The organism is Klebsiella terrigena, assembly GCF_006539725.1.
GTDB lineage: Bacteria > Pseudomonadota > Gammaproteobacteria > Enterobacterales > Enterobacteriaceae > Klebsiella > Klebsiella terrigena.
Genome location: NZ_BJNO01000017.1, coordinates 74048 through 98340 on the forward strand (window position 1 = coordinate 74048; position 24293 = coordinate 98340).

General features: G+C 52.1%; 32 protein-coding genes and 2 pseudogenes. 14 read left to right on the forward strand and 20 right to left on the reverse strand.

What is annotated here, in order from left to right; all coding sequences use genetic code 11:
- Positions 1-14: 14 nt before the first annotated feature.
- Complete coding sequence (locus tag RTE01_RS18115; protein ID WP_095096819.1) at positions 15-248, reverse strand: hypothetical protein; 234 nt, start codon at positions 246-248, stop codon at positions 15-17.
- Between the two features lie 153 nt (positions 249-401).
- On the opposite strand from RTE01_RS18115, the gene RTE01_RS26650 reads away from it, so the two are divergent.
- Together RTE01_RS26650 and RTE01_RS18120 are read left to right on the forward strand one after the other, a co-directional pair.
- A complete protein-coding gene (locus RTE01_RS26650; protein WP_218029264.1) occupies positions 402-578 on the forward strand; it encodes a YnfU family zinc-binding protein in 177 nt (58 codons plus the stop codon).
- A 67-nt stretch (positions 579-645) separates the two neighbouring features.
- On the forward strand, positions 646-918 hold the full coding sequence (locus RTE01_RS18120) for a hypothetical protein (protein WP_123552194.1): 273 nt from the start codon (positions 646-648) through the stop codon (positions 916-918).
- A gap of 282 nt (positions 919-1200) precedes the next feature.
- Here the strand turns inward: RTE01_RS18120 and RTE01_RS18125 are convergent, their stop codons facing one another.
- Positions 1201-1749, reverse strand: coding sequence for a recombinase family protein (locus RTE01_RS18125; protein WP_134526377.1), 549 nt, complete (start codon positions 1747-1749; stop codon positions 1201-1203).
- Positions 1750-1760: 11 nt separating this feature from the next.
- On the opposite strand from RTE01_RS18125, the gene RTE01_RS18130 reads away from it, so the two are divergent.
- Positions 1761-2798, forward strand: a complete 1038-nt coding sequence (locus RTE01_RS18130; RefSeq protein ID WP_134526380.1) for a hypothetical protein — start codon at positions 1761-1763, stop codon at positions 2796-2798.
- Here the strand turns inward: RTE01_RS18130 and gpJ are convergent.
- From gpJ to RTE01_RS18160, 6 genes and pseudogenes are all read right to left on the reverse strand, one after another.
- A pseudogene (gpJ, locus tag RTE01_RS18135) lies at positions 2764-4779 on the reverse strand (TipJ family phage tail tip protein); the annotation flags it as partial. The gene RTE01_RS18130 and the pseudogene gpJ sit on opposite strands and share 35 nt — an antisense overlap.
- The gene (locus tag RTE01_RS18140) at positions 4776-5156 is read right to left on the reverse strand and encodes a nitrite transporter (RefSeq protein WP_134526383.1); all 381 of its coding nucleotides are present in this window, start codon (positions 5154-5156) and stop codon (positions 4776-4778) included. The pseudogene gpJ and the gene RTE01_RS18140, both read right to left, overlap by 4 nt.
- Before the next feature lie 257 nt (positions 5157-5413).
- A complete protein-coding gene (lysC, locus tag RTE01_RS18145) occupies positions 5414-5692 on the reverse strand; it encodes an Rz1-like lysis system protein LysC (protein ID WP_218029265.1) in 279 nt (92 codons plus the stop codon).
- The gene (locus tag RTE01_RS18150; protein WP_134526387.1) at positions 5577-5966 is read right to left on the reverse strand and encodes a DUF2570 domain-containing protein; all 390 of its coding nucleotides are present in this window, start codon (positions 5964-5966) and stop codon (positions 5577-5579) included. The genes lysC and RTE01_RS18150 overlap by 116 nt, the downstream gene beginning before the upstream one ends.
- Positions 5963-6487: a lysozyme gene (locus RTE01_RS18155; protein WP_134526390.1), complete on the reverse strand. Its 525-nt coding sequence runs from the start codon at positions 6485-6487 to the stop codon at positions 5963-5965. Before RTE01_RS18155 ends, RTE01_RS18150 begins: the two co-directional genes overlap by 4 nt.
- Complete coding sequence (locus tag RTE01_RS18160; RefSeq protein WP_063267069.1) at positions 6471-6791, reverse strand: hypothetical protein; 321 nt, start codon at positions 6789-6791, stop codon at positions 6471-6473. Before RTE01_RS18160 ends, RTE01_RS18155 begins: the two co-directional genes overlap by 17 nt.
- A gap of 348 nt (positions 6792-7139) precedes the next feature.
- Here RTE01_RS18160 and RTE01_RS18165 point away from each other — a divergent pair, with 348 nt between their 5' ends.
- Positions 7140-7961: a hypothetical protein gene (locus RTE01_RS18165; protein WP_134526393.1), complete on the forward strand. Its 822-nt coding sequence runs from the start codon at positions 7140-7142 to the stop codon at positions 7959-7961.
- Positions 7962-7987: 26 nt separating this feature from the next.
- Positions 7988-8473 (forward strand): hypothetical protein, encoded by a 486-nt coding sequence (locus RTE01_RS18170; RefSeq protein WP_134526396.1) that lies wholly within the window; start codon positions 7988-7990, stop codon positions 8471-8473.
- Positions 8474-8521: 48 nt separating this feature from the next.
- On the opposite strand, the gene RTE01_RS18175 is transcribed toward RTE01_RS18170, so the two are convergent.
- From RTE01_RS18175 to RTE01_RS18210, 8 genes are all read right to left on the reverse strand, one after another.
- Complete coding sequence (locus RTE01_RS18175; protein WP_134526399.1) at positions 8522-8863, reverse strand: antiterminator Q family protein; 342 nt, start codon at positions 8861-8863, stop codon at positions 8522-8524.
- Positions 8864-8944: 81 nt separating this feature from the next.
- Positions 8945-9241: a DUF1364 domain-containing protein gene (locus tag RTE01_RS18180; RefSeq protein WP_134526404.1), complete on the reverse strand. Its 297-nt coding sequence runs from the start codon at positions 9239-9241 to the stop codon at positions 8945-8947.
- A gap of 2 nt (positions 9242-9243) precedes the next feature.
- Complete coding sequence (locus RTE01_RS18185; protein ID WP_134526407.1) at positions 9244-9444, reverse strand: hypothetical protein; 201 nt, start codon at positions 9442-9444, stop codon at positions 9244-9246.
- Positions 9445-9449: 5 nt separating this feature from the next.
- The gene (locus RTE01_RS18190; RefSeq protein ID WP_132509890.1) at positions 9450-10046 is read right to left on the reverse strand and encodes a DUF1367 family protein; all 597 of its coding nucleotides are present in this window, start codon (positions 10044-10046) and stop codon (positions 9450-9452) included.
- A 57-nt stretch (positions 10047-10103) separates the two neighbouring features.
- Complete coding sequence (locus RTE01_RS18195; protein WP_115192523.1) at positions 10104-10289, reverse strand: hypothetical protein; 186 nt, start codon at positions 10287-10289, stop codon at positions 10104-10106.
- Positions 10290-10399: 110 nt separating this feature from the next.
- Positions 10400-10633, reverse strand: coding sequence for a DinI-like family protein (locus RTE01_RS18200; RefSeq protein WP_115192522.1), 234 nt, complete (start codon positions 10631-10633; stop codon positions 10400-10402).
- Positions 10634-11018: 385 nt separating this feature from the next.
- Positions 11019-11639: a histidine phosphatase family protein gene (locus RTE01_RS18205; protein ID WP_015697053.1), complete on the reverse strand. Its 621-nt coding sequence runs from the start codon at positions 11637-11639 to the stop codon at positions 11019-11021.
- Positions 11640-12006: 367 nt separating this feature from the next.
- On the reverse strand, positions 12007-12270 hold the full coding sequence (locus tag RTE01_RS18210) for a transcriptional regulator (RefSeq protein WP_132509875.1): 264 nt from the start codon (positions 12268-12270) through the stop codon (positions 12007-12009).
- 95 nt (positions 12271-12365) lie between these two features.
- Between RTE01_RS18210 and RTE01_RS26440 the strand changes: the two genes are divergently transcribed.
- The 5 genes and pseudogenes from RTE01_RS26440 to sodB all read left to right on the forward strand — a co-directional run bounded on the left by RTE01_RS26440 (position 12366) and on the right by sodB (position 15411).
- Positions 12366-12722 carry a hypothetical protein gene (locus RTE01_RS26440; protein WP_227697864.1) on the forward strand — a complete coding sequence of 119 codons (357 nt, stop codon included), beginning with the start codon at positions 12366-12368 and terminating at the stop codon, positions 12720-12722.
- Between the two features lie 467 nt (positions 12723-13189).
- Entirely contained in the window at positions 13190-13300 is a 111-nt protein-coding gene (locus RTE01_RS26445) for a YdaE family protein (RefSeq protein ID WP_134526410.1), read from the forward strand.
- 2 nt (positions 13301-13302) lie between these two features.
- A pseudogene (locus tag RTE01_RS18230) lies at positions 13303-13635 on the forward strand (tyrosine-type recombinase/integrase); the annotation flags it as partial.
- A 189-nt stretch (positions 13636-13824) separates the two neighbouring features.
- Positions 13825-14709, forward strand: coding sequence for a C40 family peptidase (locus RTE01_RS18235; RefSeq protein ID WP_041145914.1), 885 nt, complete (start codon positions 13825-13827; stop codon positions 14707-14709).
- Positions 14710-14829: 120 nt separating this feature from the next.
- On the forward strand, positions 14830-15411 hold the full coding sequence (gene sodB / locus RTE01_RS18240) for a superoxide dismutase [Fe] (RefSeq protein WP_134526416.1): 582 nt from the start codon (positions 14830-14832) through the stop codon (positions 15409-15411).
- A gap of 39 nt (positions 15412-15450) precedes the next feature.
- Here sodB and RTE01_RS18245 read toward each other — a convergent pair whose 3' ends face one another.
- The gene (locus RTE01_RS18245) at positions 15451-16617 is read right to left on the reverse strand and encodes an MFS transporter (RefSeq protein ID WP_041145916.1); all 1167 of its coding nucleotides are present in this window, start codon (positions 16615-16617) and stop codon (positions 15451-15453) included.
- Positions 16618-16780: 163 nt separating this feature from the next.
- Positions 16781-16870 carry a cytochrome bd-I oxidase subunit CydH gene (gene cydH / locus RTE01_RS18250; protein WP_041145917.1) on the reverse strand — a complete coding sequence of 30 codons (90 nt, stop codon included), beginning with the start codon at positions 16868-16870 and terminating at the stop codon, positions 16781-16783.
- A gap of 294 nt (positions 16871-17164) precedes the next feature.
- Here cydH and purR point away from each other — a divergent pair, with 294 nt between their 5' ends.
- Complete coding sequence (gene purR, locus RTE01_RS18255) at positions 17165-18190, forward strand: HTH-type transcriptional repressor PurR (RefSeq protein WP_041145918.1); 1026 nt, start codon at positions 17165-17167, stop codon at positions 18188-18190.
- A gap of 16 nt (positions 18191-18206) precedes the next feature.
- Here purR and punR read toward each other — a convergent pair whose 3' ends face one another.
- Entirely contained in the window at positions 18207-19118 is a 912-nt protein-coding gene (gene punR, locus RTE01_RS18260) for a DNA-binding transcriptional activator PunR (protein WP_041145919.1), read from the reverse strand.
- 112 nt (positions 19119-19230) lie between these two features.
- On the opposite strand from punR, the gene punC reads away from it, so the two are divergent.
- Positions 19231-20415: a purine nucleoside transporter PunC gene (gene punC / locus RTE01_RS18265; protein ID WP_115192518.1), complete on the forward strand. Its 1185-nt coding sequence runs from the start codon at positions 19231-19233 to the stop codon at positions 20413-20415.
- 297 nt (positions 20416-20712) lie between these two features.
- The gene (gene cfa / locus RTE01_RS18270; RefSeq protein WP_041145921.1) at positions 20713-21861 is read left to right on the forward strand and encodes a cyclopropane fatty acyl phospholipid synthase; all 1149 of its coding nucleotides are present in this window, start codon (positions 20713-20715) and stop codon (positions 21859-21861) included.
- 184 nt (positions 21862-22045) lie between these two features.
- Here the strand turns inward: cfa and RTE01_RS18275 are convergent, their stop codons facing one another.
- Positions 22046-22684 carry a riboflavin synthase gene (locus RTE01_RS18275; RefSeq protein ID WP_041145922.1) on the reverse strand — a complete coding sequence of 213 codons (639 nt, stop codon included), beginning with the start codon at positions 22682-22684 and terminating at the stop codon, positions 22046-22048.
- Between the two features lie 217 nt (positions 22685-22901).
- Between RTE01_RS18275 and mdtK the strand changes: the two genes are divergently transcribed.
- Complete coding sequence (gene mdtK / locus RTE01_RS18280; protein ID WP_041145923.1) at positions 22902-24275, forward strand: MdtK family multidrug efflux MATE transporter; 1374 nt, start codon at positions 22902-22904, stop codon at positions 24273-24275.
- Positions 24276-24293: the final 18 nt, after the last annotated feature.

The window sequence follows — 24293 nt, forward strand, 5'->3', positions numbered from 1 at the left end:
GCTTAGCGTGCGCATTAACGTCTGCCGTTAGTGCGCTGATTGTCCCGGAGAACATCAATTGCGGTCTTCATCGCGGTTTTGTCATCCCTTCTTTTTTGTTTGTCCTGCATCACCTGCAGGTACTCAAGCAACGTCCGGGTGTTAATGGGGCGCCCCTGTTTGCCGACGGCCAGCACGGCTTCACCAAGGATAATTTTCACTGGCGGCAATTGCGCCGGGTACCAGTCGAGGATGTCTTCTGATTTCATTATAAATTTCTCACGGAAGGGTATTATATCACAAATCACCTAGGTGGTCTGCGGGTCTGACTTGCTGATTTAGTAATAAATCCACATAACATTATCTAAATAATCTTGTTTAAAGGCGTATAATGAATATTACATTCCATAGAGTATCAATTTATGTCTTATACAAATGGACTCAGGCATTTTAAAGAAAGACCCGTTCACGTGGCTTGCCCGGTATGTGCCCACCGGGCCGATCAGAAAGCAGGTAAATTACGGAAAAATGCGGTTCTGGAGTGCCCTGCCTGTGGGCTATTATTCAGACCATCAGAATGTTGGTGTATTGGTGGCTGATCAGCACTTTCGCATTTGAACAATACAGAGTACTAAAACAGCTTATCACTGAGATGAAGGAAGGTTTATGAAAAGCAGGAAAGATGTTTTTATTGAAGGGGATATCATTGCCAGCCGTGTTCTTGGAGACGTAAACCAACCTTTCTGCATCCATAGAGTCAGGTTCAGCAATGATAAATATGCGATTATTCGGGCAGCAACGGGGTTATGCTTCCATACCGGGGGAGTAATTGAACGGCATGATAATGCATGGTTTTACAACCAAGTTAAAATTCGTTTGTTCGGCTTTGAATACCTTGGTGAAAAGGAGTCCATCAGACAATTCTTTGAAAACTCTTGACACATAACCTTCAAACCGAAGATTATTCCCTGGAAATGTGTTATTAAAATTTTAAATTAATTGGTTTATCTTTCTAAATTTAGATGTGCGAGCATTATAAAAATTGTCGTGTAACGTCACATCTTAATTCATCCAATCATCCTCTTAAATAATTACATTTCAATTCATTACAAAAACATATGACATTTCAGTTAAACACCTGTCGGTTCATCAATCTATAGCAACCGGGCCAAGATATAATCATGTCCTTTTGCTTGAAATACGGTTCTCAGGTGAGCATCCTTACCCCGCAGGGAAATATTTGTAAATGGTCTTCACACCTACCCCGATCAGGTCGGCCACCTGCTGCCGGGTCGCGCCGTTATCCAGCATTCGTCGCGCCTGCTCGACAACCTCCGGAGTCATCACCCTCCGGCGGCCGCCGACTCTCCCCTGCTCCCTGGCCGCGGCTAAACCTGCGCGAGTCCTCTCCACTATCAATTCGCGCTCCATTTCCGCCAGGGCGCTCATTACGTGAAAGAAAAATCGGCCGGCGGCCGTACTGGTATCAATACTATCGGTCAGGCTTCGGAAATTAACCCCGCGCGCCTGCAGCTCCGATACCAGCGTGATCAGGTCACGCACGCTTCGCCCCAGCCGATCCAGTTTCCAAACCACCAGCACATCACCAGGCCGGAGCCGCCGCAGCGTGCGTTTAAGCCCTGGCCGCCGGGAGTTCTTTCCGCTCGCCGTATCCTCGTAAATCAGCTCACATTCTGCACGAATCAGCGCATTTTTCTGTAAATCTAGGTTTTGGTCCACTGTTGAGACCCTAGCATAACCAATCAGCATGTTGTAACCCATTGAAAAAGCTGATTGTAAAAAGCTCCATCACTTCGCACAAACCCTCGTTTGCGCGAACGCTATTTTTTGGAGCAAAAACTATGGCTTTTAATCCGCCGTTGGGGAGCTCGTCTCCTGAGGTGCTGCTCGATAATGTCACGCGCCTGGATAAACTGGTGAACGGTCCGGAAGCCACAGTTCCCGATCGCGCTGGTGACCCGCTGGAATCATGGCGACTCCTGCAGAGAAAAATTACCCAACTGGGCGGAATACTCGGTTTTGCCAATGAAGCAGATTTGCTGGCATTTACACCTGCCAACGCAAATCAGGTGGGCCTTGATACCGCAACAGGTACATTGTGGTTGTGGAATGGTTCCGTATGGTCAAAATCGGGATATCAGAATTCCGATATCATCAATTACATGAATAGCCTGGTCGGCTCTACCCCGCTGGCCGTCCTCAGTGACCTGACCGGTTCAAACTACATTGTCAAAGCTGATGGCTCGCGGGTACTGTCCACGAACTGGCGCAACTCAACGTTCCTCTCTGTGAAAGAGGGACAAAAGCTCATCCTGACAGCAACCAGTAACGGGTCCGCCTTCGCGAACATTGCGTTTTACGACGTCAATCAGGTGTTCATTTTAGCGGATAATACCGGGGTGGGCTCCTCTGTGTATCAGCGTGTTTTCACTGTACCCGCTGATGGATTTGTCATTCTGGCGACCCGCGTCACCACATCATCAACGTTTTCCTGCAACGTCCTAAAAGACATCCTCACTGTTGACAACAAAGACAAATCAGGTGGCTATACGTCATATGAGGAATTCGAAAAAACGATTACCTCGCTGGCAGGCGACCCCGTAACAGCTGGAGGTACAGAAGCCTTTCCCGTGCCGGGGTTTGTGAGCGTTGCCTCCCCGACGTCTTACCCGACGGTCTCTACGACCAGTTTTAATACCGGGTTTGTGAAAGTCGCAGCAGGAGGTGTGATCACCGCAAAACTGGCGATGGCCGCTACCGGTTCCCGCCGGTTTCCACCGTCGCCGCCAAAAGCGTAACGCCAGCATAGGATGATGGCCGAGCCAATAGCCGACCACGCAGCGCCTGCCAGTACATCGAGTCGCGTGCGTTGTTCGAACCCTGCTCGTTCCGGCGGCGGCAACGCACTTCAACTAGTCCCGTCGTGCTGAGATCAAAGCGCTCAGTAAACCCCAGTCCGTTGACGTTCTGTAGCGCGTAAACGCCCTGCCGACTGGTCCAGCCGGAGCCGGAGCCATATACCCGATACTGAATCTCCCATTCACAATGGCGGATGCGTTTTTTGCCTTTGCTGTCGAACCCGCAAATTCCCGACGGGAACGAGAAATTCACTTCAAAGGCATCCACAACTTCATTTTCGGGACAGACAAGAAACGGTCCCATCCAGGTATTATTGTCATTGATACCTGTGGCCTGGTAATCGATCATCGTGCGCGGAGAGAAGCCGAGCCAGGATGGATCTATTACACCCTCAATTACACGCTGAACCGTTGCCGTAGTGCCGTCGGCATCAGCGATCCGATACTCGTTACCACTATGGGCCAGGGCAAGCCGCTGCGTACCTTCAGGAATACCCGAGAAGGCCGCACCTGCAGCACTTCCATATGCGAGGGTGACATTAGACGTAATCGCAGGGCTACCACCGCTTGATGCCGTGCCTGACGTAGAATCAGGGTTATCCCCGAAGACGGATACCGGAAGCGACGATGAGGTGATGGATCCGCCACGCCACGGACTCGATATCTCCACAATACGCACCACGCCGCTATCATCATGAGCAATGAGGCCGGAACCTGTGATCCCTTCGTTAATCGCTGCCAGCAACCCGGACATAGTGCCGTAGTTTGCCACGAGCGAGATCGTGTAAGTAGCCCCCTGCCAGGTCAGATTAAACGTCTGGCCTGTTACTGAAAAATCATAAGTTGTCGGTGCAGCATTACCACGCACCGCAGCAGCCGTTCCCCCGACACCAGGAACAGCATCCTGTTTGGGGGTGTAGGTCGCGATGAACAGCTCATACTGAGCACCGTTAATTTCTAACGTAACCGGCATTCCCGGATACGGGTTCATCTCCGCAATAATGTCGCTGGTCAGTAGGCTGTAACCCGATGACGTCGATATCTGGAAGTTGGCCGGAGCGATAATTGTCACCAGTGCGCCGGCGACCCATGACTCTGGCAGGGTGTTACCTTCATCATCGTCAACACTGGAATCGATCAATCCCGAAAACGTTACAGATGGGCCCGATACCGTCATGCTATCAGCCGTGATATCCGTCGAATCGGGTGAGGTCTGAGCCATATCGAGGCCGGTACCGGATGATGTGCCGCCCACCTCGGTCGAGTTGTACCAGTTTTCGCTACGGCGATCAGCCGACACATCAGCACCCGGCCCGTAGACGGTTGAGGAAAACTTATCGCCCAGCGCGGCCGCCGGCGTTTCGCCAATACGGATATCACCGGTGGTGAAAGCCACATTGCCGACGCTGACGCAGAGCAGCATTTCCACACGCATTATCGTCGGGTCATCTGGATCAAATCGGGTGACAGGCTGCACGACATAATCGGGATATACGCGATAGCGTCCGAATAATTCGCGGATGGGATCGCCAAGTTTTGCGGTGTTCGCTTTTGCCGGGTTTAAATCCAGACCGGTACCGGATGATGATGAATAACCGCCTTTGTCCATGTTGGACATAGTGATCAGCACATAAACCGCTGATGCCGCGGCTATTGCCAACGATGCCCAGGCTGCGACAGCTGCGGCCGTTGCAAATGGTACGGGATAAATCCTCACATCGCTTTCAGGCTTGATAAAGCAAAGCGGCCACTCCTGGGGAGGGACATTAATGCCACCCACCTCAACCGCTATCGGGTGCTTTTCCTGATCCCGATATTCTTTTACGTTCAATACCATCCAGTCGTGGAAAGACATTTCACTATGTTCGTGTGTTTCCAGCGGTTCGCCCGGCAGACGTGAAGGATAAAATCTGATGGTCATTGCCAGAACTCCACTTTTACAAAGCGCCGTTTAAAGCGGGCCAGCGGAAGAAACGTAACGTTTGTTTGTGGGTTACACTCTGCAACATGCAATTGCTCACCTATCCGCACTACAATCGCGACGTGTGTCACTGTGGAGCCGGAATAGCAAATTGCACCAGCCCCCTCGCAGGGGTCGCAACGGGTCAGCGAATGCATAAATTTTTTGGCTTCACGATCGAGGCCCCCATCGTCTTTCGTCACCCCTGCAAAATCCGGCCACGCTGGTAACCCCAGGTCCCGACGAATTTCATTAATAAGGCCGAAGCAGTCGAGAGCGGGGTAATCCCTGCCACCTTTCAGCCAGCCGACGGACTTATATTTTTTCTGTTTAAACATCACACCTCCGCAATTTTCAGGCATAAAAAAACCTCGTCAGAGCGAGGTAGTTTTTGTCAGTTAGTCAGCTGATTAATTCGTATGCAGTTGACCGCTAGGGGTATACTTCGACCAAGTTTCGTTCTCCGTACTGCCAGTCGTTACCGCGATAAGGTGGACAACAGCCGAAGAGTTATCCGGCGATTTATTGATGCTGTTACATTGAAATTTTGCACGTACTGACATGGCTTTATCCTTGAGTAGGTATTGCTGGTTTGTTATCCCTTAGTGGGGTTAACGGCTTGCGCTGCTCTTTCTTTTTCCGCCTTCCTGATGTCGGCTTTATCAAGGTTGCAATGGCCCAGCGCCGACAGCAGGCTGACGTTCAAATCCAGGCTTTGGCCCCACGTCATTTTGTCGGGGATGTCGGGATATGGCGTTTCAGCTGTCAGGCTGGCCGGTAGTGGCACCACCGGCACCTTGACGTAAACGGTCTTTGTATTGCTGCAACCGCTTAACTGCGCTAACAGGAATATAACGGGGAGCGCAATCATCATTCGCAACAGAAACTCGGATGTCAGCCGAGGCTCCCGATGCGTCCAGTACGATCTGCTCTTTAGCATGCTGGTTAGCCTCTGCGATGGAATTGAATATGCTCATGGTGGTCAGGACGTTTGAGGTGATGTCCTGCGCTGTGTTTACCTGTTGCTCTGCGGTTTTAGCTCGGGTTTCCTGCTCCGCAGCGGCGCTGTGGTAATGCATCGCCAACCACCCAAGACAAACGATCAGGCAGATAATTACTGCGCTGATAATGGCGGTTAAGCGGCTCATTTCACACCGTCCAGACAGAGCTGTTTTTCTGCTGCTCGACGGGTCACCAGGCCGGGGAGGACTTTCCCGCCGCCGTATACCCAGCGAGGGAACTGGTTACATGCCTGCGTCACCTGACCTTTTCCCAGCAGCGCAAACAGCGTTGATTTCTGCATATTGGCGCAGCCGGCATTAAAGGTTATCGAGGTGACAGCTGAAAACGTGTTGTCGCTTAGCCGGCGGCCATTACTGTAGGTGTTAACGCAGCGCTCAGCCTCAAGGATATTTCGCTCCCAGTCAGCGGCGATCTGTTTGTCGGTTTTGCGAACGCCGACCTTAACACCGTGGGTATTTCCGATGCCATCAGTCAGCACGGCAGCCGGGCAAACATACGGATCACGCCGACAGCCTTCAGCATTACCAATCAGCTCGAGGCCTCGCTCATTGGTCCGCACGTTACCGGCATTCAGCACAATTGCGATAATCGCGCCGACAGAACAAACCACACCGGCAGTACCGGCTCTCTTAGTCAGTTGCGCCATCGTTGTTTATCCTGTTCATTGATTCGGTAATGACTTCCGCCGATGAGGGCCTCTCATGTACGGGCTTCTGCTGCGCGCCATGGAGATAATCAGCTAGCAGTTGCGTGCGTTTACTGTCTTCGCTGCGCTCTTTCCTCGCATCCATTCGACCCAGCACAAACGACGCGAGAGAAATCACCACGCCGATAAAACCAAAGAGGATATAAACCATGTCCTGGGTAGTAATCCCCAGCATCGAGGCAACAGCAGCCAGCCACGCAAAGAAATGGGTAACGATATTCTCGTTCTGGTTATTCATTTTCATGGTCTCTCACCTCGCGTAGTTAGCGGGTGCTGTCTGTAGTCAGGAAAGGGTCAGGCTTCACGGGGCTGGAAGCTTGGCTGCCCCAGTTCTTTCCCCGTTAGCCTTATGCATGGAATGGCCGCCAGATGGATTTACGACAAAACACAGAGTGAGTGACGTTCTGGCGACCAGAATAGAAAAGGCCCGCAGATGCGAGCCCCAGAAAAGCAAAAATCCCGACGGGTGGCAGGGTTTCGATGATTAGGCGGTGTGTCGAAGTGACCACTCCTAACAGATTACGATAGTTTTTGCGTACGCGTTAGCAATTTATTACAATTCTCCCGTACTGATTCTAACCTAAGGTCATTTATGAATTTCTCTAACTCTAAGAAAGATGGACTGACAAAAAAATGTTTAGTCAGGGGTTTCAAAGTAAACACAACATCCACTGATATTCTCTTTGACCAAATCGCAAAGTCTACAGCCTTTAAAGTCGACGCGGTTATCAAGATCAGTACAGAGAAACACCTCATGCTGAAGGCATTTGAAACTAGCAACAATCTCCACTATCTTCACCTAGCCCTTTACAATCCGAAAGCGCAAGTTTCAATCACCCCGCTAAAAAAAGCAGCAAGCGATCTGCTTGATGTAGAAAACCTCGATGACCTTCATGCATTCTTAATGATTAAGGACAACCGAATTGCATCATTAATGCAGATCTCAACTAATTGGTGCGAAGTTAAAATTGCAAAAATCCTTAAGGAATTTGGCATATCAGTAACTCCAACATCTATTTTGAAAAATAATGTCATCCAAAAAATTAAAGACGACAAATTAAAGGCTCTTCATCTTAACATTGACGTAGAAGAATCGGATTTCGTTAAGGCTCCTGGGTTGATAGAATCAATCTTTAATAAAGAGCCAAAAATCAGAGCTAAGGGAATATCTGGACACTTAACTATCGATGCCAAAGGAAATGCCGAATTAGCTCAATCCATAGAAAACGATACCGCAAACTGGGTTAATGATCTTGATAGAGATTTTTACATTGAAACGAAAAAAGGTGATAAATTTTATAGCGACGATCTGAAGCTTACCAGAACATACTTTACAGTCCCATATGGTTCTAAGTCTATAAATGCTAAATATGCAAAAGAAATCCTAGAGGATTTTGTAACAAAAGAGCTATAATGATAGTAAATTAAATGGAGGCTAAGATGCTAAAAAACATAAACACAACAGGGCTGATTGTATCAGCACTAAACATCATAGCCTCCTTAAGCTTCTCTGTTTTCCTAACGGGTAGCTTGACTAACAATACTGATGCTTTGAATCTTGTAGCTAACGTATTTTCAATTCTGTCTGGCTTTTTACTTTTAGTTATTACTATGTCCGGTGAAAACTCAACATTACTTAGCAACATGAGTGCGTTGGATGCTGCTAATCAAGAAAAAAGATTCTTGATGCGTTTTAACAAATACTATGCTCTCTTTTTACTTTACATACTTACATTGGCATTAATCTTTATCTTTTATTTAATAACAAAAGATAAAACAAACACCTCAACAATATTATCGAATATAAAATCCGTGATTGGACACTCAATTGCCTTCCTGACATGCTTCTCATTTATACAGTCAACTTTCATTCCACTTAAAATAAAAGAACTATTTAAAGAGAAGAGAGAATTTAATAAGAAGTAAGCTAAACCTTCAGCTTACTTCTCTTATGGTATATTTTGGTTATGTATATCAAAGCATATGTAGTACGCCGTCAACAAACCCCATTGCCGTCTGCAATTCCTTCCGGATGGTACCATCAGAACACTTTCGTTTCTTCGCAATGGTACGTAGTGAGATGCCAATTATAAAGTGAGCAATAATCAACTCATACTCTTCAGGCTTATACTTACGCAACCGAGATACACATCCATCAATCATGATCCCTTCATCATCATCGCACTGCAGGCGCGATTTTTTCCCATGAGGAAGCAGGCCTTTAAATCCCGCAGCTATTGGCTGCCAGTCAACACCGTTACCGTCAGCAGCAGCCCATGCGCCCCAGCAGTCTAATACTTCATACATATCACGCATTGTTCTGTACTCCTGTTTTATTCATGCTTTCGCTAATCTGCATGCCCTGGGGGCTGAAGTGTTTGAGTGATGCTTCGAGTTTCATGCTTTCAGTAGCCCCTCTTTTTTCCATATGGCCAAAGTCCTGAGCACACCTTCTGCATGCATCAGGCGTAATTCATCGTGGGTGTAATCGGTGGTTTTTTTTCTGCCGTCGATCAGGTCATGACACCCGCAGCAGGCTATTGCCGCTTGGGTGTCATCGGGTTTGCACCCGGTACCACACGTCCCCGCCAGACGGTAATGCGCGAGAACACTGGTTTCCGGGTTGCCGTTGCAATAACCGGGGATCCGAACGGTACATTCGCGGCCACGAGCCGCTTTGCGAAGGTTTGCCATAATCACTCCCACATCCGATTACGCCAGCGGGAATCCGGGCGCGGAGGGTTCTTGTCCTCAACCAGCTGCGCGCTGACGGTCCAGGTAATAAGGTCTGGGTTTAAACTGCGTTCAACCTTGATGCCCCGCTGCCGGTATTTAGCCACCAGCTCGTCTGCCTGGGCTGTTGTGCATTCGGTATGTGCGAACCATGATTTCTTCATAGTCCTCACCCCGCGAAGCTCAGTAACTGGTTTGCGGCGTTCTCGACTTCCATCTGGCTGTTGAATGAACGGGAGAGTATCCAGCGCCAGAGAACATCCAACGACGCCTTGTACAATTCATGGAATTCGGTGTCGTCCATGCTGGAGAAAGAAATGCTACGGGGATGTTTTTTTAGCGTTCCGTCCGGCAGTTGTATGGCGTCATAATGCCCTGCCTCGACAATGACCCACGTCCGATAGGCGTCAAAAGATTTACAGATGCTGATGCTGCCGGCGCGTTTCTCGGCTACGCGATCGAGGTATTGTTCTGCGGCATCAAGAAGGGCTGATTCGTTACCGCCATAGGCGGCTAGAAAACTGGCGTAGCCATACACAAGCTTGCGCTCATTGGATGAGATCGCTCCGCCGGTAGGTTCCCAGTAGTCAAAGCCGAGATTGAGTAAAGCAAAGTAGCGGCGATGAAACGCCGGGTTGCGGACGAGTTTATAGTCGGCTTCCAGGACGGCGCCGAGCCTGCATTTTGATTGCAGAAATTCGCTGGTCTCCTGCGTTGCAGGGATCAGTATGCCTTGTGACTGCTTTATTAGGTGCAAATGCGCCATCGTGATTCTCCGGTGGCGCTGCAATACTCCGATGCCGTTGTTCAGGCGGCAAATTGATTATGGCAAGTTTATATATGCCGGGTCAATTATCCCAGCTTCAATAGACAATTCTACAAACTCTTCGATGGTAGCTAGAAATTGCTTTTCGCTGATCTTTTCAAGGACGATAACCTGGTCACCATTGCATTTTATTCGGTATTCGCCACCTTTTTTGATTATACGAATGGCCTCTTCAATATCCATCGCCCCTCCCCGAGCTACATTCAGACTAAAAAGATGTCTGGCAGCTGCATCTGAGGGAAACGCTGTATGCGATGCTCTGACAAAAATGCCTGCTACCAACTAAAGCCAATTCAGTAAAACCAGTCGTCGGCACTTTCCCACGTTTCCTGCAGAATCTCTTCTATCGTTTCTCTATCGCCATCAATACCACCCAAAACACTCAGACTATCAGCCCCGGAGCGACGTACTGATAATTTGCAGTCCTCATACTTCTGGCTGAACCGCCGCAGCAGTTCAGCTTCAAGGGCAGGCTCAGCACCATCTGGCAACACCTTCTTGCGGTCGATTGTGATTTCAATTCTCATAGTAACCTCGACATCGATATACTGTATAAATAAACAGTACATCCATGCCGATAAATGTTCAATATCTTAAGAGAACGAATTGTTAACTTTTCTATCAGTAGTTGCATAAAAAAACCCGCCGTAGCGGGTTGAATTGACAAGGTTTATTTTTTGTTACGGCCGGACGTATCGAAGTAGTACGCGTCACTGGCTCGTGGTATCTGGAGCCTTGATCCACATTTGTAGCGCACTCACATTCCGTAAAATGTAAGAGAGTAAAGTCCGCTCCTGGCACACAGCAGACAAACACGTGACGCTGTAGGTCTCCTGAGAGCGAAAAGCGGACTTTGTGCTTAAATAATGATGACTCTGGCAGGATGGGTTTTCAATGCTTGAAAGGTAGCCACTAATTCAGGTGACGTAAATGTGTAGCAATCCCCCACTTTAGGCCGATACATTTTCCATTAATCAGGTCGATAACAGAATAACTTGCATTGGGGTGAGCATAGCGAGGGAAACTATTGACAGTCCCTTCTTTAAGAATTGCCAGAGTGCCCTGACTGACATGCCCGTGAGACACAATACATATTGTTTGTTGATGTGATGAGGTATCTTCCAGGTTTTGTAAAAAACGCATAACTCGCTGAGAAGCATGCGCCAGTGACTCCCCCCCAGGTGGACAATACTCTGCATCAAGCCTGAATAACTCATTTGCATAGTTTGGATGTTTTTGTCTGAGTAGTTCTAACGGCATACCTTCAAACTGACCAAAGGCCTGCTCTTTAAGGGCCGGTTCAGCCGTCAGTGAACAATGAAAGTGTTCAGCCAGGCTTTGCCCCATTTGCCAGGCACGCCCAAGCGGAGAAGCGTAAACACGCTCTATTTGATACTCACTTGCACTAAACGCTGCTAGTAGGACGGATGTTTCACGCAAACCCCGACAGGTCAAGGGGCTATCGCTGTGCCCCTGAATAATTCCTTCCAAATTCCACTCTGTTTCTGCGTGTCGAACAAGTATCAATTTCATCGTTAGCTGGCCATGCTCGTTGTTGATCAAAATGTCCCAACTGCGCGATGTCAAACACACACCGTTGAAGCAGCGGAAGGCTTTCCTGTTTTGGAAATAATGAACAAGTGTAGCTTATTGCCATTATGCAGCGGCTCTGGAGGTGAGGCGCTGAATTTTATCCGTAGTTAACTTCCGCTCTTGGCACAAAGCTGCCTGTCAGCTGAGCTTAAGCTCTGTATCGTAAGAGCGCTAGCTCAGATCTGAGTTACAACACATAAATATTCACTAAAAGACTTCGGTTATTCTCTCATAATCATCTTTGCGACCACAGGCATATTCCCGTACCGGCTCCGGTATTCTGTTGGAAGTGAAGCGAATGCATGCGCTACCCCCGACCCTGATCTTGATCAGCGTTATGCGTTTCGACCGAGGGAACAAATTCCGGCCAAATACTTCGCCATTCATCTGGAAAACAATCAGCTCGGGTAACTCGCCCATCTGTTAGTTGCTCAATAAGAATGGCGCGAGCGGGTGAAATAGCTGCGTTACCCGAGGCCATTTGCGATAAGTAAGAGGTTGAAACTTCAAGCTTTACAGCTAAAGCTTTTGCGTTTCCTCTTTTCATGCTGAGATAGTCTTTGAGTTGCATACATGCTCCTTCGTAAATGTAGCTTGAGTTTATAAATTACTAAACCTAAAAGTCAAGTATTTGCTTGTTTATAAATTACTAATCAAAATGCGCATATGACGACATCAGATATCAGACGAAAACGGCTTAAAGAGTGGTTCTCAGAAAAGTCGTTACCAGAGAAAGAGAAGAGCTATTTATCGCAACTGATAAATGGGCGGAGTTCTTTTGGTGAAAGGGCTGCAAGGCGTCTAGAAAAAGACTATGGCATGCCTGCCGGCTATCTTGACGCTGATGATGAGAACTCAGCTGCAAAACTTGCTGCTTTAGAACTAAGTACAGAAGAAGAAGAACTCATAAAGTACTTTCGCGGATTTCCTGATTCGGCAAAGCGGGAAGCACTCAAAGATTTTGAATCTAAATACAACAAATTTAACGAGCTTTTCAAAGAGTTACTCGCTTCAAGAAAGTGATTTTAATAGCAATCAAATATCTAAACCGCCAATATGGCGGTTTTTTTTCGCCACCAACTCTGTTCTTTCCCTCTAAAAATCTAATCCCAGCAAAAGTTTAGCATTTACTTCACCAAAAAGTTTACTTATCGCTTTACAAAAAGATTTAGTAATGGTTAAACTCATTTCATCAACAACGCGCTGCGTTGCTCCGATAAAAAACGTTCGGCTACCCGGCCTTAAGGGACAGAAAAACTAATCAGCAGGCTTTGCAATGCGGTGAATGCGGCTATGCGCACGCGGCTCAGTTATAGCGGTACCGCCTTGTTTCCCGGGTGGGGTGGAAAAGAAGCAGCCGGCAGTAGTTGTTAACTGGCTACCGTCAAAGACGCAGCCGTTGAGCAAGGCATTCAGGGTGATTGTTATCCACTGAAGGGCGTTTTAGAAGAGCACCCTGCCGCATTCACAGCACATATGTAGGAGGTGCAATGCAGAAGAAATGCGCGTACTGCCGCAAACCGATCGAGGAAGGCACTGAAGTAAGAATGACCATCCTCATCATTCATGGTTCGCAGCTGGCGCCACGAGAAAGAACGTAGCATTGAGGCTTGATGCGTTGGATGTGTCTCTCGAAGGAATTCTGGCGAAATGCCGCAATCTGTCCGGCGGGAAAAACATTATTTCATCGACTGCAGGTAAGGCACTTTCACCCGCAACAGTATCGGGTAATTTCAGGAAAGCGCGCGAGCTGTCCGGGCTTAGTTTCTCTGGCGAGCCGCCGAGCTTTCATGAGCTACGAAGTCTGTCAGCACGATTGTACGATAAACAGGCTGGAGAGGACTTTGCGCAGCATCTTCTGGGGCATAAGTCGGGTGTCATGACAGCAAAATATCGCGATGACAGGGGAAGGGAGTGGGATAAGATCGAAATATAGTTATGAGTTTGTTTTGAATGATTTTGAATTGACCAATTTAACCAATTGATTCTAATGAAGAAAATTATATATGCACTTTAGATACAAAAGAGTATTAACTTTCAGGGTTTTTATGCATTAGAATCGTTGGGTTTTGTCATTCATGGTCAGGTATGTGTACATGTCTGTAATTAATCAGGGGATTGCTCAGTGGCGCGGCTAAACAAAATCGCGATTTCGCTCTGCGCATTACTGTTTACATCTATCTCATTTACACCACTGGCGCATGCTTCAGGGCATACGCACGCCTCCGCCACGCCGAAAGCGCATCAGGCAAAGGGCACCAGCGAACGCAAGAAAAAAGTCTCCACTCAGAAAACAAAATCCAGCGCCAAAACCTCCAGCAAGAAAGCATCGACCTCCTCCCGCGCCAAACACCCTACCCGCACCACCGCCTCGAGCCAAACGGCATTAAACCGTCAGGTCGCCGGTGGAACGAAAAAGTGCGTGTTGCGAAAAGGCTATAAAAAACAGTGCGCGGCTTCGGTTAAATCCACTATCGAGCCGACGCGGGCGATGGCCAGCGTGAAGCAGAAGTGCGTCGTGCGTAAAGGCTATAAAAAGCGCTGCAAGCCGGTTGCCGAGGAAGAAGTGCCGCTGACGCTGGCCGATGCGCATAAGGTACGGGTGCAAAAAGCGCAGAGCACCGCGATGTCGAAGCTGATGGACCAAATTGGTAAGCCCTATCGCTGGGGCGGCACCTCGCCGCGCACCGGCTTTGACTGCAGCGGGCTGGTTTATTACGCCTATAAAGACCTGGTGAAGATTCATATCCCGCGCACGGCGAACGAAATGTACCACCTGCGCGATGCTCGCCCCGTCGATCGCGGCGAGCTGGAGAGCGGCGATCTGGTCTTCTTCCGCACCCGCGGTCGCGGCACGGCGGATCATGTCGGCGTTTACGTCGGCAACGGCAAATTTATCCAGTCGCCGCGTACCGGACGCGATATTCAGATTACCTCGTTAAGCGAAGATTACTGGGTTCGCCACTACGTTGGCGCCCGCCGCGTGATGACGCCTAAAACGATCCGCTGATGCCCCCCTGCCGCGCCTGCGGCAGGTTAACTCTCTCTTTTGCCACATCTTTTAATTTGCTACTATCTCCCTGTGCACTACATGGTTATTGCACGCATTAATATAATAAGGAGAGTAGCAATGTCGTTCGAATTACCTGCATTACCATATGCGAAAGACGCCCTGGCGCCGCACATTTCCGCTGAAACCCTGGAATACCACTACGGTAAGCATCACCAGGCCTACGTCACTAACCTCAACAACCTGATCAAGGGCACCGCTTTTGAAGGCCAGTCTTTGGAAGAGATCGTTCGTTCTTCCGAAGGCGGCGTCTTTAACAACGCGGCCCAGGTCTGGAACCACACGTTCTACTGGGACTGCCTGGCGCCGAATGCCGGCGGTGAGCCGGAAGGCGAACTGGCGGCAGCCATCGCTAAATCCTTCGGCAGCTTCGCTGATTTTAAAGCGCAGTTCACCGATGCGGCGGCGAAAAACTTCGGCGCAGGCTGGACGTGGCTGGTCAAAAATGCCGACGGCAGCCTGGCAATTGTCTCCACCAGCAACGCCGGCACGCCGCTCACCGGCAGCGCTAAACCGCTGCTGACCGTGGATGTCTGGGAACATGCTTATTACATTGACTACCGTAACGCCCGTCCGAACTATCTGGAGCACTTCTGGGCGCTGGTAAACTGGAAGTTTGTCGCGGCTAATCTGGCGGCATAAAACTGCACCGCAGAAGGGGAAACCCTTCTGCGGTGATTATTAACGGCTGGCGAAGGCCTCTTGTGGTCGTCCGCGACCGCTGAACAGAACCAGCATCAGCGCCACGCCGGCGATGATTGCCCCCATTACCGGAACAAATGCGTAGCCCAGCCCGCCGGAAATTACCGCCCCACCGGCCGCCGCGCCCAGCGCATTGCCGAGGTTAAACGCCCCGATATTCACCGAAGAAGAGAGCCCCGGCGCTTCGTGAGCCACGCGCATCACGCGCATCTGCAGCGGCGGCACCACGGCGAACGTCGCCGCGCCCCACACCACCATGCTGATGGCCGCGCCGACCTGCGACTGCGCCAGCAGCGGGATCGCCAGCATGATAACCATCAGCAGCAGTAAAAAGCCCTTCAGCGTGCCGGAAACCGAGCGGTCGGCAAATTTTCCGCCAAGATAGTTGCCCAGAGAGAAGCCGACGCCAATCAGCACCAGCATTGCGGTGACGAACAGCGGCGAAGCGTGGGTAATGGTATGCAGCACCGGCGAAATATAGGTATAGAGGGTGAACATCGCCCCGGCCCCGAGCACGGTGGTCAGCAGCGCGGAGAGCACCTGCGGCCGCATCAATACCGCCAGCTCCTCCTTCACGTTTGGCCGCTCCCCTGCGCTGCCTTTTGGCAGCGAGAACCACAGGCTGACCATCGCCACCAGGCCAAGACCCGCCGTGGCGAGGAAGGACATGCGCCAGCCGATGGTCTCACCGAGCCAGGTCGCCGCCGGAACGCCGCCAATGTTGGCGATGGTCAGCCCCATAAACATGGTGGCTACCGCGCTAGCCTGCTTGTGCTTAGGAACCACGCTCGCAGCCACTACCGACCCGAGGCCGAAGAAGGCGCCGTGGTTCAGGCTGGTAATAATGCGCGAGAGCAGCAGCGTGGTGTAATCCGGCGCCATTGACGAGAGGACGTTGCCAAGGGTAAAAATAGCCATCAGGAAAATCAGCGCGCTGCGGCGCGCGCGGTGCGACAGCAGCAGCGTCATCAGCGGCGCCCCGACCATCACGCCGATGGCATAGGCGCTGATCAGCATCCCCGCAGCGGGAATGGACACATCCACGCCTTTGGCGATAACCGGCAGTAATCCCATCGGGGAAAATTCGGTCGTACCGATACCAAACGCCCCAATGGCCAGCGCTAACAGGGGAAAGTTGATCTTCATGCAATGACTCCAGCAGACCGCCCTCAGCGACGGTATCTCATCAGAAGCGAAAAGCATGACATCAATCACAGAAAAACAAAAGTAAACGAAATGGCAAAAGATTTTTGCGAATTTGATAATAATGCGCGGAGATAGGGGGAAAGGAGCCTCTCCCCCGAAAAAATTAGTGCAGTACGGCGGTCAGCGCTGCGGCCACGATCAGGCCCAGAACAATAATCGTCGTGGTCAGCGAAAACTTTAAATCTGTATCCATCAATTTTCCCCCTGATTATCCCCACAAGAAAAGTGAGCCTGCTCATTTTTGCACAATATTGTATAAAAATCTTCTGAGATTTAGGGTGATGCACATTTTTACTCTTCCCCTTTGCCGCAAGATCGGACAAAATCCCACGCTAATTTGAAAGCGTATCGGCCATTGACCCCTTCCTGTCGTTCTGTGTCGTTTCCCGACGTGATGCAATGTTGAACATTGTACTCAGGGTGTGTATAGGCAAACGTTTCCGTATCGATAAGCAGACGATCAGGTCAAGGTCTGGAGAGAGAAGTAATGGCAACAATTAAAGATGTAGCGAAGCGCGCAAACGTTTCCACTACAACAGTTTCACATGTAATTAACAAAACCCGCTTTGTCGCTGAAGAGACGCGCAACGCGGTATGGGCTGCCATCAAAGAGCTGCACTACTCTCCGAGTGCGGTGGCGCGCAGCCTGAAGGTTAATCACACCAAATCGATCGGTCTGCTGGCCACCAGCAGCGAAGCGGCCTATTTCGCCGAGATTATCGAGTCCGTTGAGAAGAGCTGCTTCCAGAAGGGCTACACCCTGATTCTCGGCAACGCCTGGAACGATCCGGAAAAGCAGCAGGCCTACCTGTCAATGATGGCGCAAAAGCGCGTCGACGGCCTGCTGGTGATGTGCTCCGAATATCCGCAGTCGGTGCTCTCCATGCTCGAAGAGTACCGCAACATCCCGATGGTGGTGATGGACTGGGGTGAGTCCAAGGCCGACTTTACCGATTCGGTTATCGATAACGCCTTTGAAGGCGGCTATATGGCCGGTCGTTACCTCGTTGAGCGCGGCCACCGTGAAATCGGCGTGATCCCGGGTCCGCTGGAGCGCAACACCGGCGCCGGGCGTCTGGCCGGTTTTATGAAAGCGATGGAAGAAGCGCAGATTAACGTCCCGGAAAGCTGGGTGGTTCAGGGCGACTTCGAGCCGGAGTCCGGCTACCGCGCGATGCAGCAGATCCTCAGCCAGCAGCATCGTCCGACCGCCATCTTCTGCGGCGGCGACATCATGGCGATGGGCGCGATTTGCGCCGCCGACGAAATGGGCCTGCGCGTTCCGCAGGATATTTCGCTGATTGGCTATGACAACGTGCGCAACGCCCGCTACTTTAGCCCGGCGCTGACCACCATTCATCAGCCAAAGGACTCTCTCGGCGAAGCCGCCTTCAATATGCTGATGGACCGCATCGTCAACAAGCGCGAAGAGTCGCAGTCTATCGAAGTTCACCCGCGGCTGGTCGAGCGCCGCTCGGTGATCGACGGCCCGTTCGTCGACTACCGCCGCTAATCCTGCCGGGCGTCGGCTATTCCGGCGCCCGCAGCCACTCCCGATTTAACGTTTCGCTGTCGCCAAGGTAGTCCAGCAGCCATGAGAGCGCTGGCGAGATATCGCTCTGCTGCCAGGTCAGGCAGCAGGCGGCGTCCGGGAACGGATTTTCCAGCGCCAGCGCCGTCCACTCGCCGCTGTCGATCCACGGACGGGCGAAGTGCGACGGCACCATGCCGATGCAGAGCCCGGCCGACAGGCAGGTTGCCGAGGCATCCCAGTCCGGCACCACCACCCTCTTCTGATTATCCAGCAGCCACGTCGTGCGCTTCGGCAGCGATCGGGAAGTATCTTCCCTGACCAGCGACGGCCAGTTGCGCAACGTGTCATCGCTCAGCGGGCCGTTCATTTTCGCCAGCGGATGGTGGCTGGCGACGACGCAGTGCCAGCTCAGCATGCCCATATCGCGAAAGGCGTAGCGTCCGCCGACCGGAATCGAGCGGGTCGCGCCGATGGCCAGCTCCACGCGGCCGTCGGCCAGCGCGTCCCAGACGCCGTTAAACACCTCCTGGAAGACAATCAGCTCGACGTCCGGAAAGTGGCGATAAAAATCAACAATCATCTGCCGCATCCGCGCCGGCTTCACGATATCGTCAACCGCGATCGAGAGCTGCCCGCGCCAGCCGTTGGCGATCTGCTGACACTGGCGGCGGGTGATCTGCATTTTTTTGATAACAGAACGCCCTTCCTGTAAAAACCACACCCCGGCGGGGGTGAGCTCAACGTCGCGGTGGCGACGTTCAAAGAGCGGAACGGCCAGCCACTCTTCGAGCTGACGCACGGTGTAGCTGACCGCCGAGGGTACACGATGCAGCTCCTGAGCCGCTGCGCTAAAGCTGCCGTTGCGTGCAACCGCATCAACCACTTCAAGGGAGTATTCTGACCACATATTCTGCCTGCAAATTTTTTGAACGCATTTAACAAATATTAGCGTTTCACAAGCCAGAATGCACTCCCTACACTCTGCGGCATCTTACCTGCATCAGAAGAAAGAGAACTTTATGCAACAACCTGGGAAAGGATTTTTGGTTTGGCTGGCGGGTCTCAGCGTGCTCGGCTTCCTCGCAACCGATATGTATCTGCCGGCGTTTTCGGCTATCCAACAGGATCTGAATACTTCAGCGGCCTCGGTCAGCGCCAGCCTGAGCGTGTTTCTCGCCGGTTTCGCCCTTGGCCAGCTGTTCTGGGGCCCGGTATCCGATCGCTATGGGCGCAAGCCGGTGCTGCTCAGCGGCCTGGCGATCTTCGCCGTCGGCTGCCTTGGCATGCTGTGGGTCGAGGACGCGACCCTGATGCTGGCGCTGCGATTTGTGCAGGCCATCGGCGTCTGCGCAGCGGCGGTCACCTGGCAGGCGATGGTCACCGACTATTATCCTGCCCAGCGCACCAACCGCATATTCGCCACCATCATGCCGCTGGTGGGCCTCTCCCCGGCCCTGGCACCGCTGCTCGGCAGCTGGCTGCTCGCCCATTTCGACTGGCAGGCTATCTTCGCGACCCTGTTTATCGTCGCTCTGCTGCTGATGCTGCCTGCATTACGCCTCAAGCCGGTGAGCAAGCCCGATAGCAGCACGCAGAAAAAACTCACCTTCCTGGCGCTGCTGCGCTCGCGCGAATACAGCGGCAACGTGCTGATCTACGCCGCCTGCTCCGCCAGCTTTTTCGCCTGGCTGACCGGTTCGCCGTTTATTCTGCACGACATGGGCTACGGGCCAACCGCCATCGGCCTGAGCTACGTACCGCAGACTATCGCCTTTTTAATCGGCGGATACGGCTGTCGTGCCGCGCTGCAGAAATGGCAGGGACAGCAGCTGCTGCCGTGGCTGCTGGTCGTTTTTGCCATCAGCGTTGCCGCCACCTGGCTGGTGGGCCTGCAGCAGGATGTCTCTATCGTCGCGCTGATGGCACCCTTCTGCGTGATGGCTATCGTTAACGGCGCCATTTACCCGATTGTCGTCGCCCAGGCGCTACGGCCGTTCCCTCAGGCGACGGGTCGCGCCGCCGCGCTGCAGAATACCCTGCAGCTCGGACTGTGCTTCCTGACCAGCCTGCTGGTGTCGACGCTGATCGCCACTCCGCTGCTCACCACCACCAGCGTGATGCTGGCCTCCATCGTGCTGGCCGGACTGGGATATGCGATGCAGCTGCGGAGCGCCCGTCTCAGCACCCAGTCGTCACATGCATAGAATGGTTTCAGTGATGTTAAGGTCCAGTAATTAGCCTGCTAATATGTTTTTATTGAAAGCCTTAAAATAGGGGCCTATACTGGATCCCGTATCACATAAATAGAAAGTTTATCGATATTAACGGGGGCAGGACGCCTCCCGTTTCACCATGGAAGGCCTTTCGGCAAGGGTTATCTCCCTTCCTCTGTTCTACGTCGGATAGCAGCTTCACGGATTTTCCGTGAGATTTCTCACAATGCCAAAAAAAGCGTCTACGCTGTTTTAAGGTTCTGATCACTTGGGCGTGATGGAGAAGCTATGAGTTCATCGTGTATAGAAGAAGTAAGTGTACCAAATGACGACTGGTACCGAATTACAGCTGAGTTGCTCGGTCGTGCGGGTATTGAAATTAATGGCCCCGCTCCCTCCGATCTACGGATAAAAAACCCCCTCTTTTTTAAGCGCGTGCTGCAGGAAGGGTCTCTGGGGTTAGGTGAAAGTTATATGGACGGCTGGTGGGACTGCGAGCGTCTGGATATTTTCTTCCACAAGGTGCTGCGCGCCGGGCTGGAAAACCAGCTTCCCCGCCATCTCAAAGATACGCTGCGTATTGCTGCTGCTCGTCTGTTCAATCTGCAAAGTAAAAAACGTTCCTGGATTGTCGGCAAAGAGCATTACGATCTCGGCAACGACCTCTTTAGTCAGATGCTCGACCCCTATATGCAATACTCCTGCGCTTACTGGAAAGAGGCGCAATCTCTGGAAGAGGCTCAGCAGGCTAAATTAGATCTTATTTGCCGTAAGCTGCAGCTGGAGCCGGGGATGCGGGTGCTGGATATTGGCTGCGGCTGGGGCGGTCTGGCCTATTACATGGCAAAAAATTATCACGTTAGCGTGGTTGGCGTTACCATTTCTGCCGAACAGCAAAAAATGGCCCAGCAGCGGTGTGAGGGATTAGACGTCACTATCCTGTTACAGGACTATCGCGACTTACATGATAGTTTTGATCGTATTGTTTCCGTCGGTATGTTCGAGCACGTGGGGCCGAAAAACTACGCCACCTATTTCGATGTCGTCAACCGGAATATGAAAGCGGACGGTCTTTTTTTACTGCACACCATCGGTTCAAACAAAACGGACCTCAGCGTCGATCCGTGGATCAATAAATATATCTTCCCTAACGGCTGCCTGCCGTCGGTACGCCATATTGCAAAAGCCAGCGAAACGCATTTCGTGATGGAAGACTGGCACAATATAGGCGCCGATTACGATACCACGCTGATGGCCTGGTACGAGCGGTTCCTCGCCAGCTGGCCGGATATTGCCGATAACTACACCGAGCGTTTCAAGCGCATGTTTAGCTATTATCTGAACGCCTGCGCCGGTGCCTTTCGCGCGCGCGATATTCAGCTGTGGCAGGTGGTGTTTTCTCGCGGTGCCGAAAGCGGCCTGCGCGTGGCGCGCTAGATCCTGACCTGCACTCAACATGCCTGCCGGTGTCATCACCGACAGGCATTTTTTTTTCCCCATCCCGTAGTTGTTTCCGCAACAGCGGGCGTTCAGCGATGAGAAATGGCGCTGCTGAAATCGGCGAGCCGCAGGCTGCGGCCGGGAGCTAAACGGCAGCCCCATCGTAGCGAGCAGCCCGCGACTATGACTCTTGCGTCGCCTTTTGGACGGCTTCTTTCGCGGCCAGCACCCGCTCAACGGTATCGACCACCGCCTGCGTCTGCGGGTCAATCTCGATATTGACCCGATCCCCCAGCTTTTTCACTCCCAGCGTGGTGCGCAGCAGCGTTTCCGGGATCAGGTGCACGCAGAAGCGCGTTGGCGTGACTTCGCCAACCGTCAGGCTAATGCCGTCAACGCCGATAAAGCCTTTATACAGAATGTACTTCATCAGCGCCGGGTCCTGGACCTTGAACCAGATCTGGCGGTTATTTTCCGAGGTCAGGATCTTAACCACCTCCGCGGTGGTCATAATATGGCCGGACATCAGATGGCCGCCGATTTCATCGCTGAACTTTGCCGCGCGCTCAACGTTGACCACGTCCCCCTGACGCACGGCGCCGAGGTTGGTGATACGCAGGGTTTCTTTCATCAGGTCAAAACTGATGCGCGCGCCGTCGATCTCGGTGACGGTCAGACAGCAGCCGTTGTGTGCGACCGACGCACCGGTTTCCAGTCCGTCGAGCATGTGCTCAGGCAGCTCCACCACGTGGGTACGAAAATTGGGCTTCTCATCGATGGACACCACTTTAGCGGTCCCCTGCACAATGCCAGTAAACATGCTTTGCTCCTCCAGGAATGGCTCACAATATATTAATCGGAAACAATAACAGGTGGTAAATAAGGTTGCCAGCACGCATCGTGCCCTACCATTTTTTCACTGGCTTAATGGCTAATCCTCGCTACAATAGACTGGCTAATCCCTCTGCTTTTTCTTCTTGCTGCCATTAACGGCGGCTTTTTTAGTCTTAAAATAACAACAATATAAAGGTGTACAGGTGCAGAAGTACTTCATTGAAGCGCGTCAGTTGTTAGCACTGGCTATTCCCGTCATCCTTGCGCAGGTGGCCCAGACCTCAATGGGCTTCGTCGATACCGTCATGGCGGGTGGCTACAGCGCCACCGATATGGCGGCCGTTGCCATCGGTACCTCCATCTGGCTGCCGGCGATCCTCTTTGGTCACGGCCTGCTGCTGGCGCTAACGCCGGTCGTCGCGCAGCTCAACGGCTCCGGGCGCCGTGAGCGCATCGCGCACCAGGTGCGCCAGGGTTTTTGGCTGGCGGGGTTCGTCTCGGTGCTGGTGATGGTAGTGCTGTGGAACGCCGGCTATATCATCAGCTCAATGCATAATATTGACCCGGCGCTGGCGGATAAAGCCGTCGGCTACCTGCGCGCGCTGCTGTGGGGGGCTCCGGGCTACCTCTTCTTCCAGGTTGCGCGTAACCAGTGCGAAGGCCTGGCGAAAACCAAGCCGGGGATGGTCATGGGCTTCATCGGCCTGCTGGTGAATATCCCGGTCAACTACATCTTTATCTACGGCCATTTCGGCATGCCGGAGCTGGGCGGCGTGGGCTGCGGCGTGGCAACGGCTTCCGTGTACTGGGTGATGTTTTTCAGCATGATCTCCTGGGTACGTCGGGCGCGCTCAATGCGTGATATTCGCGGCGCCGAGGGGTTCAGCAAGCCGGATTTTGCCGTCCTCAAGCGTCTGGTCCAGCTCGGGCTGCCGATCGCGCTGGCGCTCTTTTTCGAAGTGACCCTGTTTGCGGTGGTTGCGCTGCTGGTTTCTCCGCTGGGCATTATCGATGTCGCCGGCCATCAGATTGCGCTTAACTTCAGCTCGCTGATGTTCGTTTTACCGCTGTCGCTGGCGGCGGCGGTTACTATCCGCGTCGGCTTCCGCCTCGGCCAGGGTTCAACCCTCGATGCGCAAACCTCCGCCAGAACCGGCGTCGGCGTTGGCGTCTGCATGGCCGCGATCACGGCGATTTTCACCATCCTGATGCGCAAACAGATTGCCCTTCTCTACAACGACAACCCGGAAGTGGTGGTACTGGCCTCCCAGCTGATGCTGCTGGCGGCGATATATCAGGTCTCCGACTCCGTCCAGGTCATCGGCAGCGGGATCCTGCGCGGCTATAAGGATACGCGCTCAATCTTCTTTATTACCTTTACCGCCTACTGGGTTCTGGGACTGCCGAGCGGCTATGTGCTGGCGTTAACCGATATTGTCGTCCCGCGCATGGGGCCTGCCGGCTTCTGGTGCGGGTTCATTATCGGCTTAACCTCTGCGGCGATCCTGATGATGCTGCGGATGCGCTTCCTCCAGCGTCAGCCGTCGAGCGTCATTTTACAGCGCGCAGCGCGCTAACCGGCAGCGGTGCCCCGC

Bases quoted from the DNA above. Each gene is read 5' to 3' on its own strand.
- RTE01_RS18115 (WP_095096819.1), bottom strand. From the start codon at position 248: ATGAAATCAGAAGACATCCTCGACTGGTACCCGGCGCAATTGCCGCCA.
- RTE01_RS18210 (WP_132509875.1), bottom strand. From the start codon at position 12,270: ATGCAACTCAAAGACTATCTCAGCATGAAAAGAGGAAACGCAAAAGCT.
- RTE01_RS18180 (WP_134526404.1), bottom strand. From the start codon at position 9,241: ATGGCAAACCTTCGCAAAGCGGCTCGTGGCCGCGAATGTACCGTTCGG.
- RTE01_RS18120 (WP_123552194.1), top strand. From the start codon at position 646: ATGAAAAGCAGGAAAGATGTTTTTATTGAAGGGGATATCATTGCCAGC.
- sodB (WP_134526416.1), top strand. From the start codon at position 14,830: ATGTCGTTCGAATTACCTGCATTACCATATGCGAAAGACGCCCTGGCG.
- RTE01_RS18140 (WP_134526383.1), bottom strand. From the start codon at position 5,156: ATGTTTAAACAGAAAAAATATAAGTCCGTCGGCTGGCTGAAAGGTGGC.
- RTE01_RS18150 (WP_134526387.1), bottom strand. From the start codon at position 5,966: ATGAGCCGCTTAACCGCCATTATCAGCGCAGTAATTATCTGCCTGATC.
- RTE01_RS18195 (WP_115192523.1), bottom strand. From the start codon at position 10,289: ATGGATATTGAAGAGGCCATTCGTATAATCAAAAAAGGTGGCGAATAC.
- RTE01_RS18275 (WP_041145922.1), bottom strand. From the start codon at position 22,684: ATGTTTACTGGCATTGTGCAGGGGACCGCTAAAGTGGTGTCCATCGAT.
- RTE01_RS18125 (WP_134526377.1), bottom strand. From the start codon at position 1,749: ATGCTGATTGGTTATGCTAGGGTCTCAACAGTGGACCAAAACCTAGAT.
- punR (WP_041145919.1), bottom strand. From the start codon at position 19,118: ATGTGGTCAGAATACTCCCTTGAAGTGGTTGATGCGGTTGCACGCAAC.
- cydH (WP_041145917.1), bottom strand. From the start codon at position 16,870: ATGGATACAGATTTAAAGTTTTCGCTGACCACGACGATTATTGTTCTG.
- RTE01_RS18190 (WP_132509890.1), bottom strand. From the start codon at position 10,046: ATGGCGCATTTGCACCTAATAAAGCAGTCACAAGGCATACTGATCCCT.
- RTE01_RS18160 (WP_063267069.1), bottom strand. From the start codon at position 6,791: ATGAAAATGAATAACCAGAACGAGAATATCGTTACCCATTTCTTTGCG.
- RTE01_RS18205 (WP_015697053.1), bottom strand. From the start codon at position 11,639: ATGAAATTGATACTTGTTCGACACGCAGAAACAGAGTGGAATTTGGAA.
- RTE01_RS18155 (WP_134526390.1), bottom strand. From the start codon at position 6,487: ATGGCGCAACTGACTAAGAGAGCCGGTACTGCCGGTGTGGTTTGTTCT.
- RTE01_RS18200 (WP_115192522.1), bottom strand. From the start codon at position 10,633: ATGAGAATTGAAATCACAATCGACCGCAAGAAGGTGTTGCCAGATGGT.
- lysC (WP_218029265.1), bottom strand. From the start codon at position 5,692: ATGATGATTGCGCTCCCCGTTATATTCCTGTTAGCGCAGTTAAGCGGT.
- RTE01_RS26445 (WP_134526410.1), top strand. From the start codon at position 13,190: ATGCAGAAGAAATGCGCGTACTGCCGCAAACCGATCGAGGAAGGCACT.
- RTE01_RS26650 (WP_218029264.1), top strand. From the start codon at position 402: ATGTCTTATACAAATGGACTCAGGCATTTTAAAGAAAGACCCGTTCAC.
- RTE01_RS18170 (WP_134526396.1), top strand. From the start codon at position 7,988: ATGCTAAAAAACATAAACACAACAGGGCTGATTGTATCAGCACTAAAC.
- cfa (WP_041145921.1), top strand. From the start codon at position 20,713: ATGAGTTCATCGTGTATAGAAGAAGTAAGTGTACCAAATGACGACTGG.
- punC (WP_115192518.1), top strand. From the start codon at position 19,231: ATGCAACAACCTGGGAAAGGATTTTTGGTTTGGCTGGCGGGTCTCAGC.
- RTE01_RS26440 (WP_227697864.1), top strand. From the start codon at position 12,366: ATGACGACATCAGATATCAGACGAAAACGGCTTAAAGAGTGGTTCTCA.
- RTE01_RS18245 (WP_041145916.1), bottom strand. From the start codon at position 16,617: ATGAAGATCAACTTTCCCCTGTTAGCGCTGGCCATTGGGGCGTTTGGT.
- RTE01_RS18165 (WP_134526393.1), top strand. From the start codon at position 7,140: ATGAATTTCTCTAACTCTAAGAAAGATGGACTGACAAAAAAATGTTTA.
- purR (WP_041145918.1), top strand. From the start codon at position 17,165: ATGGCAACAATTAAAGATGTAGCGAAGCGCGCAAACGTTTCCACTACA.
- RTE01_RS18175 (WP_134526399.1), bottom strand. From the start codon at position 8,863: ATGCGTGATATGTATGAAGTATTAGACTGCTGGGGCGCATGGGCTGCT.
- RTE01_RS18185 (WP_134526407.1), bottom strand. From the start codon at position 9,444: ATGAAGAAATCATGGTTCGCACATACCGAATGCACAACAGCCCAGGCA.